This window comes from Amycolatopsis sp. cmx-11-51, from assembly GCF_047608665.1.
In the GTDB taxonomy this organism is placed as follows: Bacteria; Actinomycetota; Actinomycetes; order Mycobacteriales; family Pseudonocardiaceae; genus Amycolatopsis.
Genome location: NZ_JADNQO010000002.1, coordinates 507,347 through 524,550 on the forward strand (window position 1 = coordinate 507,347; position 17,204 = coordinate 524,550).

General features: G+C 69.8%; 20 protein-coding genes. 9 read left to right on the top strand and 11 right to left on the bottom strand.

Annotated features, from left to right (window positions below):
- Positions 1 to 24: 24 nt before the first annotated feature.
- Entirely contained in the window at positions 25 to 1,638 is a 1,614-nt protein-coding gene (locus tag ACM6LU_RS11300; protein ID WP_414937951.1) for a protein kinase domain-containing protein, read from the bottom strand.
- Positions 1,639 to 1,819: 181 nt separating this feature from the next.
- Positions 1,820 to 2,506: a TVP38/TMEM64 family protein gene (locus ACM6LU_RS11305; protein WP_414937575.1), complete on the bottom strand. Its 687-nt coding sequence runs from the start codon at positions 2,504 to 2,506 to the stop codon at positions 1,820 to 1,822.
- 24 nt (positions 2,507 to 2,530) lie between these two features.
- Here ACM6LU_RS11305 and ACM6LU_RS11310 point away from each other — a divergent pair, with 24 nt between their 5' ends.
- The 6 genes from ACM6LU_RS11310 (at position 2,531) to ACM6LU_RS11335 (ending at position 6,555) form a co-directional block, all read left to right on the top strand.
- Positions 2,531 to 3,088, top strand: coding sequence for a GNAT family N-acetyltransferase (locus ACM6LU_RS11310; protein WP_414937576.1), 558 nt, complete (start codon positions 2,531 to 2,533; stop codon positions 3,086 to 3,088).
- A gap of 28 nt (positions 3,089 to 3,116) precedes the next feature.
- Positions 3,117 to 4,136, top strand: coding sequence for a DNA polymerase domain-containing protein (locus ACM6LU_RS11315; protein WP_414937577.1), 1,020 nt, complete (start codon positions 3,117 to 3,119; stop codon positions 4,134 to 4,136).
- A gap of 78 nt (positions 4,137 to 4,214) precedes the next feature.
- Positions 4,215 to 4,502, top strand: coding sequence for a hypothetical protein (locus ACM6LU_RS11320; RefSeq protein ID WP_414937578.1), 288 nt, complete (start codon positions 4,215 to 4,217; stop codon positions 4,500 to 4,502).
- Between the two features lie 222 nt (positions 4,503 to 4,724).
- A complete protein-coding gene (locus ACM6LU_RS11325) occupies positions 4,725 to 5,117 on the top strand; it encodes a DUF6221 family protein (RefSeq protein WP_414937579.1) in 393 nt (130 codons plus the stop codon).
- Positions 5,118 to 5,124: 7 nt separating this feature from the next.
- On the top strand, positions 5,125 to 6,165 hold the full coding sequence (locus tag ACM6LU_RS11330) for an LLM class flavin-dependent oxidoreductase (RefSeq protein ID WP_414937580.1): 1,041 nt from the start codon (positions 5,125 to 5,127) through the stop codon (positions 6,163 to 6,165).
- A gap of 153 nt (positions 6,166 to 6,318) precedes the next feature.
- Positions 6,319 to 6,555, top strand: coding sequence for a S1 RNA-binding domain-containing protein (locus ACM6LU_RS11335; RefSeq protein WP_414937581.1), 237 nt, complete (start codon positions 6,319 to 6,321; stop codon positions 6,553 to 6,555).
- 492 nt (positions 6,556 to 7,047) lie between these two features.
- Here the strand turns inward: ACM6LU_RS11335 and ACM6LU_RS11340 are convergent, their stop codons facing one another.
- Positions 7,048 to 8,622, bottom strand: a complete 1,575-nt coding sequence (locus ACM6LU_RS11340; protein WP_414937582.1) for a PucR family transcriptional regulator — start codon at positions 8,620 to 8,622, stop codon at positions 7,048 to 7,050.
- A 147-nt stretch (positions 8,623 to 8,769) separates the two neighbouring features.
- Between ACM6LU_RS11340 and pruA the strand changes: the two genes are divergently transcribed.
- Together pruA and ACM6LU_RS11350 are read left to right on the top strand one after the other, a co-directional pair.
- Positions 8,770 to 10,407, top strand: coding sequence for an L-glutamate gamma-semialdehyde dehydrogenase (gene pruA / locus ACM6LU_RS11345; protein ID WP_414937583.1), 1,638 nt, complete (start codon positions 8,770 to 8,772; stop codon positions 10,405 to 10,407).
- Positions 10,408 to 10,425: 18 nt separating this feature from the next.
- Positions 10,426 to 11,355, top strand: a complete 930-nt coding sequence (locus tag ACM6LU_RS11350; protein WP_414937584.1) for a proline dehydrogenase family protein — start codon at positions 10,426 to 10,428, stop codon at positions 11,353 to 11,355.
- Between the two features lie 87 nt (positions 11,356 to 11,442).
- Here the strand turns inward: ACM6LU_RS11350 and ACM6LU_RS11355 are convergent, their stop codons facing one another.
- Complete coding sequence (locus tag ACM6LU_RS11355; protein WP_414937585.1) at positions 11,443 to 11,799, bottom strand: thioredoxin family protein; 357 nt, start codon at positions 11,797 to 11,799, stop codon at positions 11,443 to 11,445.
- 84 nt (positions 11,800 to 11,883) lie between these two features.
- Here ACM6LU_RS11355 and ACM6LU_RS11360 point away from each other — a divergent pair, with 84 nt between their 5' ends.
- Complete coding sequence (locus tag ACM6LU_RS11360; RefSeq protein WP_414937586.1) at positions 11,884 to 12,126, top strand: DUF2630 family protein; 243 nt, start codon at positions 11,884 to 11,886, stop codon at positions 12,124 to 12,126.
- Positions 12,127 to 12,233: 107 nt separating this feature from the next.
- On the opposite strand, the gene ACM6LU_RS11365 is transcribed toward ACM6LU_RS11360, so the two are convergent.
- From ACM6LU_RS11365 to ACM6LU_RS11395, 7 genes are all read right to left on the bottom strand, one after another.
- Positions 12,234 to 13,799, bottom strand: coding sequence for an alpha/beta hydrolase (locus ACM6LU_RS11365; RefSeq protein ID WP_414937587.1), 1,566 nt, complete (start codon positions 13,797 to 13,799; stop codon positions 12,234 to 12,236).
- Positions 13,800 to 13,870: 71 nt separating this feature from the next.
- Positions 13,871 to 14,950, bottom strand: coding sequence for an ATP-dependent DNA ligase (locus ACM6LU_RS11370; RefSeq protein WP_414937588.1), 1,080 nt, complete (start codon positions 14,948 to 14,950; stop codon positions 13,871 to 13,873).
- A gap of 28 nt (positions 14,951 to 14,978) precedes the next feature.
- Positions 14,979 to 15,566 (bottom strand): alkaline shock response membrane anchor protein AmaP, encoded by a 588-nt coding sequence (locus tag ACM6LU_RS11375; protein ID WP_414937589.1) that lies wholly within the window; start codon positions 15,564 to 15,566, stop codon positions 14,979 to 14,981.
- Positions 15,563 to 16,099 (bottom strand): DUF6286 domain-containing protein, encoded by a 537-nt coding sequence (locus ACM6LU_RS11380; protein WP_414937590.1) that lies wholly within the window; start codon positions 16,097 to 16,099, stop codon positions 15,563 to 15,565. The genes ACM6LU_RS11375 and ACM6LU_RS11380 overlap by 4 nt, the downstream gene beginning before the upstream one ends.
- A gap of 11 nt (positions 16,100 to 16,110) precedes the next feature.
- Positions 16,111 to 16,476, bottom strand: coding sequence for an Asp23/Gls24 family envelope stress response protein (locus ACM6LU_RS11385; protein ID WP_414937591.1), 366 nt, complete (start codon positions 16,474 to 16,476; stop codon positions 16,111 to 16,113).
- Positions 16,473 to 16,649, bottom strand: coding sequence for a hypothetical protein (locus ACM6LU_RS11390; protein WP_005157087.1), 177 nt, complete (start codon positions 16,647 to 16,649; stop codon positions 16,473 to 16,475). The genes ACM6LU_RS11385 and ACM6LU_RS11390 overlap by 4 nt, the downstream gene beginning before the upstream one ends.
- Positions 16,649 to 17,098, bottom strand: a complete 450-nt coding sequence (locus ACM6LU_RS11395) for an Asp23/Gls24 family envelope stress response protein (protein ID WP_414937592.1) — start codon at positions 17,096 to 17,098, stop codon at positions 16,649 to 16,651. Before ACM6LU_RS11395 ends, ACM6LU_RS11390 begins: the two co-directional genes overlap by 1 nt.
- Between the last annotated feature and the right edge of the window lie 106 nt (positions 17,099 to 17,204).

Here is a 17,204-nt window from a genome sequence, read left to right on the forward strand (position 1 = left end):
GGGTCTCACCACCGCCACGTTGCGTCAGTTACCGAGTACTCGTGTGTCGGCGTCGATGAAGTACTCCCCGCCGACCTGGACGACACGCAGCGCGGGACGCGTTCCCTTGTTGAGCGTGATGTTCATGTCGATCGAGCCGTCGGCGTTGCCGCCGCCCTTGTCCGCTCGAGCGGTGTCGGCACCGGTGACCTTGTGGGTGCTCCAGTAATCGGCGAAAGCCTGCTCCGAGCCGTAGACGCCCTTCGCGGCGTCTGTGAGCTTCTTCCAGCTCGCGGACGTCCCGATCTTGCCCGTGTCGAAGAATTCGAGGACGAAGGTGCCCACGCTCGAGTAGTTGGTGACCCGCTCGCTCTCCGTCTTGCCAAGCCCCGCTTGGCTCGCCTTCGAAGACGACGGGGGAGTCGTTTTGGAGGTCGAGGTGCCGGGCTGGGGGTTGGCGCCGGCGTTGTTGCCGCCCTGGTTGTTGCCGCCGCCGTTGCTGGAATTCAGCACCAGGAACACGATCACGGCGATCACCACGACCGCGGCGCCGGCGCCCGCGAACAGGACGGCTTTGCGCTTGCCGTCCGAGGGCTTCGCCGGCGACGGTCGCATCGGGGCGGCCGCGGACGGCGGCTGGCTCATCGCGGCGACCGGGCGCGGCGGGGTGTTCGGCGGGGCGGCCTGCGAGCGCATCGGCATGAACGCGGCGGTCGGCGTGTGCTGCTTGGCGGGAGGAGGCGGAGGAGGGGTGGCGGCGGACTGGGCCGGTTTCTCGGTCCGCTGCCACGGCGGCCGGTCCCCGCCGGGAATGCCGTGCCCAGGTGTGTCAGGCACGGCGGGCTGTCTGCCGCCGCCGCCCGATCCGAAGAGCCGCGGCGAGGCCGCCGTGCCCGCGCCCGACTCGTTCGCCGCCAGCGCGGCGAGCCGCTCCCGGGCCTCGGCCATGGTCGGGCGTTCGGTCGGTTCGGTGCGCAGAAGGCTCATCAGCAGCGCCGTCGCGGCGCCCGCCTGCTGCGGCGGGTTGATCTGCCCGTTCGCGGCCGCGTACAGCAGTGCGAGCTGGTTGGAGCTGTTCCCGTACGGCGTCTGACCCTCGATCGCCTGGTAGAGCGTCGCGCCGAGCGCGAAGACGTCGGAGCTGGGCACCGGGTCCGAGCCGCGTGCCAGTTCGGGCGCGAGGTAGGCAGGGGTGCCGCCGATCAGGCCGGTCTGGGTGAGCGTCATGTCGCCCGCCGCGCGCGAGATGCCGAAGTCGGTGATCTTCGCGGTGCCGGACTCGTCGATCAGGATGTTCCCTGGTTTGACGTCGCGGTGCACGATCCCGGCGCGGTGCGCGGCGACCAGCGCCGACGCGACCTGCTCGCCGATCTTCGCGACGCGTCCCAGCGGCAGCGTGCCCTCATCGGAGATGATCGCCGAGAGGCTCGGGCCGTTCAGGTACTCCATCACCAGGCAGGGGTCGCCGCCGTGTTCGGCGATGTCGAACACCACGATCGCGTTCGGATGCTGGAAACGGGCCGCGTTCTTCGCCTCGCGCATGGCGCGCTGGCGCATGTTGTCGCGCTCGGCCTCCGAGACACCTGGCTGCGGGAGGATCTGCTTGACCGCCACCGAGCGCTCGAGGCGGACATCGATGGCACGCCAGACCACCCCCATGGCACCGCTACCAATTTGCTCGACCAGGCGATAGTGCCCAGCGATCAGCTGACCGGTGTCGATGGCGACTGCTCCTGACACATTCTTTGACTAGCACATTCCGGGGTGACGGTGGCGTTACGCGGTCGTGATGGTCGCGCGCACCCGATCGAGTGTAGCGGGCGACGGTTTCGGTTCCCCGTCAGCTCGCCGGTGCGGATGCGGGCGCATCTTCCTCATCGACCGGTTCGGCCACCGGAACGGCCTTCCGCCGGAAGACCTGCACCAGCCCGATGGCCCCCGCGGCGGCGAACACGGCGTAACAGACCAGGAGGGCGGGCGGTGTTTCCCCGGTCAGCGCGTCGCCGAGGACGACGACCGCGACCGTCCCCGGCAGGCTGCCGAGCGCGGTCCCGATCAGATACGGAACGAAACGGACCGACGACACTCCGCACAGGTAACTGAACGGAGCGAACGGCACCATCGGGATCAGCCGTAAGGAGGTGATCGCCAGTACCCCGCCGTCGGAAAGCCGGTCGTTGACCGCGCGGACCTTGGCCCGGTGCAGGTGCCGGGTGACGAGGTCGCGGCCGAGTGCCCGCGAAAGGGTGAACGAGAGGCCGGAGGCGACCGTGGTCGCCAGGATGCCGACGACGATGCCCGTCGTGGCGCCGAGCAGAAGGCCGCCTGCCAGGTTGAACACGGTGCGCGGGATCGGTGCCACGGTGAGTACCGAATAGATCAGGAAGAACACCAGCGGTGTGGCCGGGCCGAGTCCGGCCGCCCAGGCCCGCAGCCCGGCCGGGCTCGGGATCGGCAGGAGCACCGCGGCCGTCACGAAGAGGGCGAGCACGGTGAGCGCGAGAATCAATTTGGTACGGCCGGACACCGCGTCAACCGTACGGTATTCGCTGTGATCGACACCGAGGCGCTGCGAGCGCAGCCCGAACTCACCGGCGAGAACGTCGTGTTGGCGCAGCTCGACGAGTCCTACTTCGAGTCCGCCTGGCGGGCCCTGCGGGAGCCGGAGACCACCCGGCTGACCGGCACGCACACCGTCTTCACCGAGGACCAGATCCGCGAGTGGCTGGCCTCGCGGCCGGGCCTCGACGACCGGGCCGACTACGCGATCCTGCGCAAGGCGGATCGGGTCTACCTCGGCGAAGTCGTGCTTTCGGACTTCGACGAGGACAACCGCTCCGCCGCGTTCCGGATCGCGCTGACCGGGCCCGACGTCTTCGGCAAGGGCTACGGCACCGAGGCGACGAAGCTGATCCTGGACTTCGCGTTCGACATCGTCGGTGTCCATCGCGTCTCGCTGGAGGTGTTCGAGTTCAACCTGCGGGCCCAACGTGTCTACGAGAAGTGCGGGTTCGTCCGCGAGGGGCTTCAGCGGGAAGCCCTGTGGTGGGACGGCGAGTGGCATGACGTCATCACGATGGCACTTCTGAAGAACGATCCACGGCCCTGAGTCGCGCCGGACTGGCTACGGTGGGCGCATGCCCAAGAACGGTGAGCCGATCGAAGTCGAGGTAGGCGAGCGCAAGGTCAGGGTGTCCAGCCCGGACAAGGTGTACTTCCCGGCCCGCGGGATCACGAAGCGCCAGGTCGTGGAGCACTATGTCGCGATCGGCGAGCCGTTGCTGCGCGCGGTCGGGGAGCGGCCCACGACGCTGAAGCGTTACGTCGATGGCGTCGAGGGCGAGTGGTTCTACGCGAAGCGCGTGCCGAAGGGCGCCCCGGAGTGGGTGGAGACCGCGAAGATCACCTTCCCGTCGGGCCGGACCGCCGAGGAGGTCTGCCCGACCGAGGCCGCCGTGTTCGCCTGGGCGGCGAACCTGGGCACGTTCGACTTCCACCCGTGGCCGGTGCGGCGTCCCGACGTCGACCACCCCGACGAACTCCGCATCGACGTCGACCCGCCGGACGAGGCCGGGTTCAGCGACGCTGTCGAGGTCGCCGGCGTGGTGCGTGAGGTGCTCGACTCGGCCGGGCTCGTCGGCTACCCGAAGACGTCGGGCGGCCGCGGCGTGCACGTCCTGGTGCGCATCCGGCCCGAATGGGACTTCATCGACGTCCGCCACGCGGTGATCGCGCTGGGCCGCGAGGTCGAGCGCCGGATCCCCGAGAAGGCGACCATCGCGTGGTGGAAGGAAGAACGCGGCGGCCGGGTCTTCATCGACTACAACCAGGCCGCGCGCGACCGCACGGTGGCCTCGGCGTGGTCGGTCCGCGGCACCCCGCGTGCCACCGTGTCGACCCCGCTCACCTGGGACCTGCTGACCGAGGTCGACCCGGACGACTTCGACGTCCTCACCGCCGGTGCCTTCTACGCCGAGCGCGGCGACCTCCACGTGCCGATGGACGAGCAGGCGTTCGGCATCGAGACGCTGCTGGAGTGGTACGCGCGGGACGAGCGCGATCACGGCCTCGGCGAGATGCCTTATCCGCCGGACTACCCGAAAATGCCGGGCGAGCCGAAGCGGGTCCAGCCCAGCAAGGCGCGCGACGACACCTAAGCCACCTGGGGTGCTGATGCTGTGAAGGCCGGTCAGGACACCAGGCACCCTTTCACTCACGGCCCACCCGACGGACCCGTGACCCACGCGTCGAGCGCGGCCGAGCGTGTCGCGAAAGCCACTTTCGCGACGTCTGATGTCCCGAAACTGGCTTTTGCGACACAGCCCGTTGCCGCCGGGCGCCGGTCCGGGGGCGCCGAGACAGTCACGGTCGGCGCGGGCGCGGCCTCCGCCGTGACGGTGACCGTCGCGGCGGCCATCGGCGAGGCGGGCGCTCTCGGAGATGTGGCCGCCACCACGCCGATGCCCGCGCCCAAAGGTGAGCGCCACAGTGAGCCCGGCCACAAGCGGCTTCTTATTTCGTGACGGTGCGTGCGGTTTCGGTGACGAATTCGTACTTGTCATCCGTCTCTTCTTCGCTTTGCTCGCAGAGTGATTGCGCTTTCGTGTCGATCGAGAAACCTGTTACCGCTCCACGGCGAACCGATACGAGACTGTGTGACGCGTGCGGCCCAGTCGTAACGGCAGGGCTCCTGCCAGCGACAATTCCCGTCGAACGTTTACGGTGGGGGAGACGAAGGAGTGCCTGTGGACGACTTGATCGCCTTTCTCGCCGCGCGTGTCGGACAGCGCCAGGCGTTGATCATGCAGGCGGTCAAGAAAACCGAGATCAGCGAATCCCTCAATCGTGGTGAGACCAAGGTCGTCATCGAAAAGAAGATCCGGTCGCTGCACGACATCGAACTCGACGTGGTCAATCAGATGATCAACGAGATCGAGGCGACCCGGCGGCTCCTGCAGGCGCACCGCACCACGGTTTCGGAGAAGGTCCCGGGATTTCCCCTGTACGGCAACGAGTACTGGTGCGAGACGTGCAACGTGCCCGCCGACGAGGCCGGGACGAACTGGTGCCTGACCCTGCGGCTGCTCGCCCTTCCCCACGCCGACCATCCGGACTACAGCGAACGCTGGCGCCCCTGAGCGGGGAATGCCAGGCGGGGCCGGGCGCGTTGATCCGGGGGTGATCACGCTTTCGGTACTGGACCGGTCCCCGACCCGCCGCGGTGGCGACGCGCCCCGCGCGTTGCGGGACACGGTCGCCTTCGCACGGGACATCGAAGCGCTGGGCTATCACCGGTTCTGGGTTTCCGAGCATCACAGTGTGCCCGGCGTGGCCGGTTCGGCACCGACGGTGCTGGCGGCCGCGGTCGCTTCGGCGACCGAGCGGATCCGGGTCGGCACCGGCGGCGTGATGTTGCCGAACCACCGGCCGCTGGTGGTCTCGGAACAGTTCGGCGTCCTCGAATCGCTGTTCCCCGGCCGGATCGACATGGGGCTGGGCCGGTCGGTCGGGTTCACCGGCGGGGTCCGCCAAGCGCTCGGGCACGAGAAGGACGACGCCGACGACTTCGGTGACCAGGTCCGGGAACTGCTGGGCTTCCTGGCGGGTGACCAGACGGCGTATCCGGGTGTGCACGCCATTCCGGCGGAAGGGTTGCGCGTACCCGCGTTCCTGCTGGCCACCGGTGCCGGGGCGCGGCTGGCCGCGGAACTGGGGCTGCCGCTGGTGATCGCGCCGGTCCGGGGCGAAGGGCCGCTGCTCGAAGCCATCGAGGGCTACCGCTCCGGCTTCCGTCCGTCCGCGCAGGCTTCGCGACCGTATGTCGTGGTGTCCACGGCGATCGCGGTCGCGGAGACGGCCGAAGCCGCTCGACGACTGCTGATCCCCGAAGCGTGGTCGACGGTCTACTCGCGCACGCACGGGGTTTTCCCGCCGCTGTCGCCGGTGGAGGAGATCCTCGCGGGGCCACTGTCCGAACGGGACCAGGAGAGACTGGACCGGGCGCTCGACGGTCAGCTCGCCGGCACTCCGGACGAGGTGGGCGACCGGCTGTCCGGCCTCGTCGCCAAGACCGGCGCCGACGAGATCCTCGTGACCACCAGCACCTTCGACCAAGCCGACCGGCTGGACTCCTATCGGGCCCTCGCCGAAGTGGCGGGGCTGCGGAGTCTCGCCGCGGCGTCGTGATCCTTGCTAGTGTCGCGGCCATGACTGCCGGGTCGGCCTCGTGCCGTGAGCGGACGGGTTCCCCGGCCGACATTTGATCTCCGCGCGGGCCCGCAGCCCGCCTCCGCGTGTGTCCCTGCGAAGTGGACGATGCGCGGAGAGGAGGTGAATCGCATGTCCCCCAACGAGAACTGGCGTGATTTCGTCGTCGCCAACGCCGACGGCGGTGTGCTGGACGGCGTCGTCACGCGGGTGCTGCCGTTCGGCGCGTTCGTCGAAGTGGCCCAAGGGATGGAAGGTCTCTTGCCCACCGTCGGCGGTGCCGGTCCGCTCACCGCGGGTGCGGCCGTCGCGGTGCGGCTCGACAAGCTGGACGTCCAGAACCGGCGGTTCAGCCTGACCCTGGCTTGACGACCCCTCGCGTTCAGTCCTCTGGTTGCGGTCCTTGCACGCGCAACTATCGCAACCAGAGGACTACTTGCGGCTTGGCCTGTGGCGCTGGGGAGGATTGGAGACGTTCAGCGTCCCCAATCCTCCCCACTCATGAACCAGTCGCTCAGGGCTGCGGGTGACGCTGCGTGAAGTCCGTGAAGGCCTCCTTAAGGGACCCAGAGTCCCTTAAGGAGGCCTTCACGGACGTCTGCGCGAGTGGGTCCGGCGCGTTTAGTCCTCTGGTTGCGGTAGTTCGTGACGCGTACAACCGCAACTAGAGGACTACTTGCGGTCTTGGGCGAGGGCGTGTTCCAGCACGGCGGCCTCGGCGCGCAGCCGGTCCGCGGTGTCGGCGCGGCCGAGGCGGTCGTACTCGTCCGCGGAGATCGTGCTCGTCCCGCGGCTGCCTGCCGAAGCCTTCGGTGACGTGGCCGATGATCGTGCGCGTCGCCGGCACGATGGTCCGAAACGCTAGAGGCGCAAGAGAAGCTGGGTGAGGACGCGCTGCGCGGGGTCGTCCAGGTCGATCCCGGACACCTCTGCGGCGCGCCGCACCCGGTACCGCACCGTGTTCGGGTGGATGTTCAGCTCCCGCGCGGCGCGCCGGACATCTCCGAACGCGTCGAGGTACGTGAGCACCGCGGGTACCAGGATGCCGCCGTGCTCCGCGTCGTGCGCGATCAGTTCGAGCAAGCGAGGGTCGCGGATTCTCGGTTGCTCACCGAGGAAAGCGAGTACCTCGGACAGCAGGACCTCGGCGCGGACGTCGGCCAGTGAGGCGACGTCCGCGGTGCCGTGCCCGCGCGCCATCGTCGCGAGCACGCGGTCCGCGTCGCCACGCGAGGCGGCCGCGTCGGAGAGCCGGGGGACGACACCGCCCAGCGCCGCGCGCACCCGGACGTCGAGATGTCGTTGCGCGGTGCCGACGATTTCCTTGGCCAGCGCCAGGATCCGCGTCTCGGCGTGCTCGGGCAGATCCGGCAGGAGCGCGTAGACCCGGCCGCCGATCACGCTCACCAGCGCGCTCCGCCGGTACGCGGCGGTGTGCACGGTGATCAGGTGCACCAGTTCGGCTCGCCGCAGTTGCCGGTCGGTCGCCGCCCGGTCGCGGGGGAGCGAGAACCCCAGCACCATGGCGGGTTTCCCGGGATCCGCGCCGATGTCGTCGGCCACGGATTCGACCTCTAAACGGCCGTCGAGCAGCCCAGCCAGCAGGTCCTCGCGCAGCCGGAGTTCCGGGCTGGGCAGGGTCCGGTGCCGGATCAGCTGGGGCGCGAGCGCCCGGCTCGCCCCGAGCAACGCGACTTCCGCGCTTTCGGTGAGCGGATGCGTGCCCTCCTGCACCCAGATCGTGCCTAACGCTTGTGACCCGGCGTGGATCCCGGCCGCGATTCGGCGCCGGATGCCGAGATCGGGCCGCTCGTCGACGCGGACGATGCCTTCCCCGGCGCGAAGCCGCTGGTAGATACCCCATTCGCGCAGCATCGCGAGGTACCGTTCCGGGCCTTCGCGGCCGAGGATTGAGAGACGGCGCAGTTCGTCCACCTCGTCGCCCGCCCGCGAATAGGCCAGTACGCGGCTCGAGGTGTCCTCGATGCTGACCAGGCCGCCAGTGAGCGTCGCGATGGTCTGCGCGAGCGAGAACAGGTCGCCCAGCACCTCGCCGCTGTCCGCTTCGCCACCGGCGCGGGCCGCGTCGACGACACCCCTGGCCAGCGCCTCGACCTGTTCCCAGCGTGCCTCGTGGCCGACCTCGATCAGTGCGATCCCGGAGTCGCTCGCGACGTTGACGACGGCCGAGCCGTTCTTGACCGCCACGGCGGCCGCGCCGGACCGCCCCGCCGCCCGGATCGCGCCCGCGGCGGCCCGGCCGCGAGCCCCGATCACCAGGACGAGATCACCCGGATGGGCGTCGGGCGGATCCTCCGGATCGTGGATGACGACGTCCTCCACCTGATCCCCGAGTCCGCCCGGGGCCGCGAGCACTCTGACCAGCGGTTCCCCGAGTGTGGCGAGGACATGCCGCAGGGAAGCGCCAGTAGTCAAATCCGTAGTCGCTGTAATCACCGAATTAAGCCGATCGGACAAGATGGTCGCCCTGATTCTAGCCAGTTGAACAAGCCGTAGCGGAGGCGTCCGGTCTAGCGTTCGGGGTGAGACCTCTAACCGGCGAAGTGAAGTCAGGAGCAGTCAGTGGACGCCGTGACCCAGACCCCCGCCCCGAAGAACGAGCCGGTGCTGAACTACGCACCGGGCAGCGCCGAGCGCGCTGAACTCGAGGGCGCGCTCAAGTCGCTGGGCGGCGCGGACCCCATCGACCTCACCGTGACGATCGGTGGTGAGCAGCGCAAGGGCGGCGGCGAGAAGATCGAGGTCGTCCAGCCGCACAACCACAAGGCGGTGCTGGGCGTCATCCACAGCGCGACCGCGCAGGACACCCACGACGCGATCGCCGCCGCGAAGGCCGCCGCTCCCGGCTGGCGCGCGCTGTCCTACGACGACCGCGCCGCGATCATCCTGCGTGCCGCCGACCTGCTGGCCGGCCCGTGGCGTGCCCGGCTGAACGCCGCCACCATGCTCGGTCAGTCGAAGACCGCCCTCCAGGCCGAGATCGACTCCGCCTGCGAGCTGATCGACTTCTGGCGTTTCAACGTCGCCTTCGGCCGTCAGATCCTCGCCGAGCAGCCGGTCAGTTCGCCCGGAATCTGGAACCGGATGGAGCACCGCCCGCTCGAGGGCTTCGTGTACGCCATCACGCCGTTCAACTTCACCGCGATCGCGGGCAACCTGCCGACCGCGCCCGCGCTGATGGGCAACGTCGTGCTGTGGAAGCCGTCGCCGACGCAGAGCTACGCCGCGCACATGCTGATGCGTCTGCTCGAAGAGGCCGGTATGCCGCCGGGCGTGATCAACCTGCTGCCGGGTGACGGCAAGGCCGTCTCCGAGGTCGCCCTGACCCACCGCGACCTGGCCGGGATCCACTTCACCGGGTCCACCCCGACGTTCCAGCACCTGTGGGGCACCGTCGGCGCCAACATCGGCGGCTACCGCACGTACCCGCGCCTGGTCGGCGAGACCGGCGGCAAGGACTTCGTGCTCGCGCACGCCTCGGCCGACGTCGACATCCTGCGCACCGCGCTGATCCGCGGCGCGTTCGAGTACCAGGGCCAGAAGTGCTCGGCCGCGTCCCGCGCCTACGTCCCGCGTTCGCTCTGGGCGAGCCTGAAGGACGACTTGGTCTCCGAGACCGAGGCCATCACCTACGGCGACGTCAACGACCTGAGCAACTTCGGTGGCGCCGTGATCGACCGCCGTGCCTTCGACAAGCACGCCGCCGTGCTGAAGAGCGCCGCCGAGGACGCCGAGGTCGAGGTCATCGCCGGTGGCACCGCGGACGACAGCGTCGGCTACTTCGTGCGCCCGACGATCCTCGTTTCGGACAACCCGAAGCACGAGATCTTCCGCACCGAGTACTTCGGCCCGATCCTCTCGATCCACGTTTACGAAGACGACACCGAAGCGGACTTCGACAACGTGCTGAAGCTGGTCGACGAGACCGCCGACTACGCGCTCACCGGTGCCGTCATCGCCAACGACCGCACGGCCGTCGCGAAGGCGGCCGAGGCGCTTCGCTTCGCCGCCGGCAACTTCTACGTCAACGACAAGCCGACCGGCGCGGTCGTCGGCCAGCAGCCCTTCGGCGGTGCCCGCGCTTCCGGCACCAACGACAAGGCCGGTTCGGTGTTCAACCTCCTCCGCTGGACGAGCCCGCGCTCGATCAAGGAGACCTTCGTTCCGCCGACCAGCGTCCGTTACCCCCACCAGGGCTGAGTTCTCCAGGAGTCCGTGATGTTGCGTGCCCCGCTGCTCGCCGCCGCTCGATCCCAGCGGATGCGCAAGCTGGTCGAGGTCGTCCCCGCCACCCGATCGGTGGTAGGTCGGTTCGTCGCCGGCGCCGGGACGCCCGACGCCGCCAGGGTGGTCCGCGAACTGGCCGACGACGGTCTTCGGGTCACCCTCGACCACCTCGGCGAGGACACCACCGACGCCGAGCAGGCCACGACGACCGTCCGTGCCTACGAGGAACTGCTGTCCGCGCTGGCGGCCGACGGCCTCGCGTTCGGCGCGGACGTCTCGGTGAAGCTGTCCGCGGTCGGCCAGTTCCTGCCGGCCGACGGTGAGAAGGTCGCGCTGGAGAACGCCCGCAAGATCTGTGCGGCGGCCGAAGCGGTCGGTGCCACGGTGACCCTCGACATGGAGGACCACACCACCACCGACTCGACGCTGGGCATCCTGCGGGAACTGCGCACCGAGTACCCGTGGGTCGGCGCGGTGCTGCAGGCTTATCTGCGGCGTACCGAACAGGACTGCCGCGACCTCGCCGGGGAGGGCTCCCGCGTCCGGTTGTGCAAGGGTGCGTACGCCGAACCCGAAGAGGTCGCGTTCCTGGACAAGTCCGAAGTGGACAAGTCCTACGTGCGCTGCCTGAAGATCCTCATGCGGGGTAAGGGTTATCCGATGGTCGCCTCACACGACCCCCGGATGATCGCGATCGCAGAGAAGCTCGCGATGGACACCGGCCGCAAGGCGGACGACCACGAATTCCAGATGCTGTACGGGATCCGTCCCGAAGAGCAGCGCCGGATCGCGGGTGACGGTAAGACGATGCGCGTCTACGTCCCCTACGGCGACGAATGGTACGGCTATTTCATGCGCAGGCTGGCGGAACGCCCGGCGAACCTGGCGTTCTTCCTGCGCGGACTCGCCACCCGGGGCTGACCCGGTCCCTGGTGGCACGGTTCCGCTGAAGTACAAAGGGGCCCTTCCCGGCGAAATCCGCCGGGAAGGGCCCCTTCTTACGTTTTCTCAGGCTTCCTGACCCTCTTCCTTGAGCTTGTCCATGTCGATGTCGCGCGCCTGCTGGATCAGGTCCTCGAGGGTCTTCTCCGGGAGCGCGCCTGGCTGCGCGTAGATGACCGTCTTGTCGCGGATCACCGCGAGCGTGGGGATCGAGCGCACGTCGAAGGCGGCGGCCAACTGCTGCTCGGCCTCGGTGTCGACGCTCGCGAACACGATGTCGTCGTGCTTGCCCGACACCTTTTCGTAGGTCGGCGCGAACTGGCGGCACGGCATGCACCAGCCGGCCCAGAAGTCGATGATCACGAAGTCGTTCTCGGACACGACCTGATCGAAGTTGGCGGCGGTCAGCTCAACTGTGCTCATGACCGGCGTAACGAAACAGGCCGGACGCACATTCCCGCGAGAGCGCGTAGCGTCTCCGGTGGAGCAACTCAGAAGGAGGTGCGCATGGCCGACGGAGACATCCTCAGCCGAATCGACGAGCTGGTCAGCGTGGAGCACGAACTCCGCTCGCGGGCGATCGGGTCCGGGCTGAGCTCGGACGACCGCGCCCGGCTCGCGGGTGTGGAGCAGCAGCTGGACCAGTGCTGGGACCTGCTGCGGCAGCGGCGGGCGCGGGTCGAGTTCGACGAGGACCCGGACCAGGCTTCGGCGCGGCCCGTCAGCGAGGTCGAGTCCTACCGGCAGTAGCGCTTTCCGGCGGGGGCTGAAGGGGACTTTCCCCGCGTCTCACGCGGTGAAGGGCGCTTTGCCCCCATGTCATGCGGGGAAAGTCCCCTTCAGCTTGCGAGGGTGCCTCAGACCGGGCAAAGCGTTCCGTCGACCGGGATCTTCCCGTCGATCAGGAAAGCCCGCGTCGCGTCGGTGACGCAGGGGGAGAGGCTCAGCGCGCCGTGCCCGGCGCCCTGCCAGGTGATCGTCACCGCGCTCGGCATCTGGTCGGCGGCCCGGCCGGTGCCCTGTTCCGGCGTGACCGGGTCGGTCGCGGTGCCCGCGACGAGGATCGGCGGGGCGCCCGGGGCGCCGGCTGGCGGAAGTGGTTCGCGGCGGACGGGCCACGGGCTGCACCACGCCAGTTGCTGCGCGGCGAAGACGCCGAACTGCGGGTACTTGTCGCGCAAGGTCGTGGTCACGCGCGTGAGTTCTTCGGCCGAGAGCCGCGTCGCGCTGTCGTTGCACTTGGTCGCGAGCGTGCCGTCCAGGCGGGACGGCCGTGCCCGGGAGTCCTTCAGCACCGGTTCGGCGAACGCGGCCAGCGGCGTGACGTCGCCGGTCCGCGCGGTCTTGAGCGCCTCGGCGAGCTCCACCCAGCGCGAGCGCTGCGCGAGCCCGGAATGGACGGCGTACAGCGCGATCCCCGGCGTGATCTCCACCCCGTCGGAGGTCGTCGCGGGAGCGGCGCGGAGCCGGTCCGCGACGGCGGTCACGGCCGATCGGGCGTCGCCGATCGGGCAGCCCTTGGCGAGGCAGTCGGCGCCGAACGCGTCGAGGGTGGCCTGCGCGCTCGCGGCGACGGATTCCTGGACGGCGGCCGCGTCGGGGGCCGGGTCGGGCAGCCCGTCGAGCATGACGCGGCCGACCTGCGCGGGGAACCGCACGGCGTACTCGGCGAGGACCTTCGATCCGTCACCGCGTCCCAACGCGTGCAGTTTGTCCAGCCCCAGTTGCTCCCGCAGTTCGTCGAGGTCACCCGCGGCCCGCCAGCTGTCCATCGCGACCTGCGAGTCGTCCAGCTCGATCGCGCACTGCTGGCCCGCCCTGCGCGCCGCGTCGACCACGGCTTCGAGGTCGCCGGCTGCCGGATCGCCGCCGAGCAGGTCGGTGCGGATCTCCGTGGGGATGCATTGCACCGGCGCGGAAGTCCCGGTCCCGCGCCGGTCCACGCCGATCAGGGAGAACTTCCGCAGGTACTCGGGCGGCAGCGTCGCGGCCAGCCGGGCGGCGTAAAGCGACCCGGGTTCACCGTCGACGTCGTTGACCACGACGAGCGGGATCGGCCCGCCCCCGGTCCTGACCACCGACAGCCGCGAAAGCCCGCGGCCGGGCAGGTCCGGCGCGTCGAGCGTGGTGGGCACCCTGGCACAGGAGAACTTCAGCGTGTCCGGCACGGGCGGCTGGCCCAGCCGCTGCCGGGTCGCTTCGTCGCAGTCCTCCCATTTGATGGACGGCGACCGCGGTTCGGTGAGTGGCGGCAGCGGCACCGGCTGCGCCGACGACGAACCGCCGGGAGTGGGTTTGCCGTCGTTGTCGATCACTGCGGGCCGGACCGACGGCCCGGCCGTGCAGCCCGCGAGCACGGTCGCGACCATGGCCGTCATCAGGATCAGCCGTGGCCTGCGGCGGACGGTGCTGGCGGGGCGCACGGGCTGGTCCTCACTTTCCGGGCATGACAAAGCTCTGAGGAGAGCTTCGCAGGTCGGATGTCAGGACACGGTTAGCGGGTGCGCTTGACCTCGCCGCGGAACACCGCGTCCAGGTCGTACCGGGCGACCTCGTCGAGCTGGGCGTAGGTGCAGGAATCCGGTTCGCGGTCGGGACGCCAGCGCTTGAACTGCGCGGTGTGGCGGAAACGCGACGGGTAACCGCCTTCCGTGTGCTCGTAGCCGACCTCCACCACCTTTTCCAGTTTCAGCGGCACCCACGGGGCTTCCTTGGACTTCCACCGGGTGACCCCGCCGGGGATCCGCTGGTGCTCTCGCACGTTGTCGCCCAGCCACGGGTGATCGGCCCCGTCGGTGATCAGCGGCGCCAGTTCCTCGGCCAGTTCACGCCGCCGGGTGACCGGGAACGACCCGACGACACCGGGGTGGTGCAGCACGCCGTCCTCGTCGTAGAGCCCGAGCAGGAACGAGCCGACCATCTCGCCCGCTTCGCCGTCGACGTGCCACCGCAGTCCCGCGAGCACACAGTCGGCGGTGCGCGAGTGCTTGTACTTCAGCAGCACCCGTTTGCCGGGGGTGTACGGCTCGTCGAGCGGTTTGCCGATGACGCCGTCGAGACCGGCGCCCTCGAACAGTTCGAACCAGTGCCGCGCGATCGCCGGATCCGAGGTGGCCGGGGTCAGGTGGATGCCGTCGGAGGCCAGCTTCTCCAGCAGTTCCCGCCGTTTCGACGTCGGTTCGTCCAGATAGGACTCGTCGCCGAGCGCCAGCAGGTCGAACGCGACGAACTCCGCCGGGGTCTGCTCCGCCAGCAGCTTGATCCGGCTTTCGGCGGGATGGATCCGGTCGGTGAGCGCGTCGAAGTCCAGTTTCCCGTCCCGGCCGACCACCAGTTCGCCGTCGAGCACGATCCGTTCGGGCAGCGCCGCCTTCAGCCGCTCGACGACCTCGGGGAAGTACCGGTTGAGCGGCTTCTCCGACCGCGACTGCAGGGTCAGCTCGTCGCCGTCGCGGAACACCAGGCAGCGGTACCCGTCCCACTTCGGCTCGAACAGCAGGCCGCCGGAATCGGGGATCGCCTTCGCCGGTTTGGCGAGCATCGGTTTGACCGGCGGTGTCAAGGGAAGCGACATGACGGCCATTCTCGCGCAGGCGACGTGCTCAGCGCACCCGTTGCGGTGCTCCCGTGTCGAGTTCGAGCCGGACGGCGGTCGGCAGCACGTCGACCCCGAGTGATTCCCGCGCGCGGGCCAGCACGGTGAGGTCGAGCTGCTCCCAAACCCGTTTCAGGTCGGTGCCCTCGCTCAGCCAGAGCGTGATCCGCAGAGCCGGGTTCTCGCTGTCGCCGACCGCGCGGACCCTGGCGCGTCCGACACCGTCGATCGTCTCGGCGTCGGCGCGGACGGCCTCGGAGATGGCCGAGGAGGTCACCACGAGGTCGTCGTCGAGTTCGAGGTCGGGACGGCCTTCCGGACGCGACGACCGGAAGAACCACCACAGTCCCAGCCACAACAGGAGGACGCCGAGCACGATCGCGCCGACGCGGGCGGCGGGCGCGTGCTGCGAGAGCCAGTCGAGCGCGATCGGATCCACGAGCGAGCGGCCGGCGCGGTACGTGCCGAGCCACCCCGCGCCGACCACGAGCACGGCGGCCCCGCCGAGCAGCGCGAGGAGTCCGATGAGGACGGTCAGGGTGCGTTCCGTGCCGGTGGACCGGCCGAGCGCCTTGGCGGAGACCGAACGGGTCATCGGCGGTCCTTCGGGGAGTCGACGACGACGGACACCTTCGGCCGTCGCACCAGGGGGACATCGTCAAGCAGGCCGGAGACCGTCTCCAGCAGCCGCGGGCGCAGCTGCCCTTCGGTTTCCAGCCTGCTCGTCGCGCGGACACGGACCTTCTTGGCGGTGGCGGTGACCTTCGCGCCGGCGACGTTGTCCTGCGCCCGCACGGTCACCCCCACCAGCCGGGCCAGCGAACGCGGCGACGTGGTCACGCTGACCTCGTTCGCCGGATCGGTCAGCCGGATGGCGCGCCGCCCGGCCGAGGCCGCCGCCAGGATCAGCAGCAGCCCCACGATCGCGACGCCGATCGCGACGTACCGGACAGCCGGAGCGCTCCAGGACAGTTCCGCGAGCCTGTCGCGCCAGTCGTCCCACGGCACGAACAGCGGTCCCCGCCCCGGCCGCCACCAGCCCCAGCCGACCTCCAAGGCCAGCAGGACCCCGGCGGCGGCCAGCGCCAGCCCGATCAGGGCGGACAGCAGGCGGACGAACAAACGCATGCGGATGCTCCTTAACGGACGCGGGGCGCGATGTCGGGCAGGAGCGCGGAGACCGTCACCGAGATGTCGCGGACCTGGTACGAGGTGATCCGTTCGACCTCCTCGGTGACCCGGGCGCGCAGATCGCCGACGACCCGCCGCACCGGTGCCGGGTACTTCAAGGCAACGTCGAGCACGAGGTCGACGTCGTTGCCCTCACCGCCGACCTTCGCGCTCGCGCCGTGGGTCCCCAGCCCGAGTCCGGCGATCCGCCGCTCGGCGAGGATGGTCCCGTCGACCTGGTCCGCGGCGTGCTGCGCGATCTTGCGGACCACGGACGGCGCGATGGTGAGGGAGCCGCGATCGTCAGGGGTGCCGGGGTCGGGCGGGACGGTCATTTGTCGCGGCCCCGGCCGAACAGGTCGCCGAGGTCGAGTTCGCCGTCGAGTACGCGGCCGAGGACGAGGCCGATGACGCCGACGGCCAGAGTCACCAGGAACGCGGTGAAACCCTGTGTCGCGGCGAGGCCGAGGATGAGCCCGGCGAGCAGGCCGGTCTGGGTTCCGTTCATCATGCGACCCGCGAGGTCTCGGTCTCGCCGCCGTTCTCGTCGGGCAGGTGGATGTCGTTGACCGCGATGTTGACCTCGATCACTTCGAGGCCGGTGATCTGCTCGACCTGGCCGATCACGTTGCGGCGCACCGCCCGCGCGACGTCGACGATGCGCGCGCCGTACTCGACGACCACGTCGAGGTCGATCGCCGCCTGCTTCTCGCCGACCTCGACCGAGACACCGGACGTGGTGACCGTGCCGGAACCGGGGATCCGCTCGCGGATCGCGCCGAAGGCCCGCGAGACCCCGCCGCCCAGCGCGTGGATCCCGGTCACCTCACGGGTGGCGAGACCGGCCACCTTCTGCACCACCACCGACGAGATCGTGGTCTTGCCGGCGGCGCCTTCCTCGTTGAGGGACGACCCCGTCACGAGGGTGTCGGGCTTACTCGCGCTCGGTTGCGTCATGAAGTTCGCTCCTTCTCGCACTTGCGCCGCGCGACCTGCGCGCGCGGCGTTCCTAACGCTCTCACCGACCAGGACACACGCGCATGCCGAGCCGTCCCGCGATGTC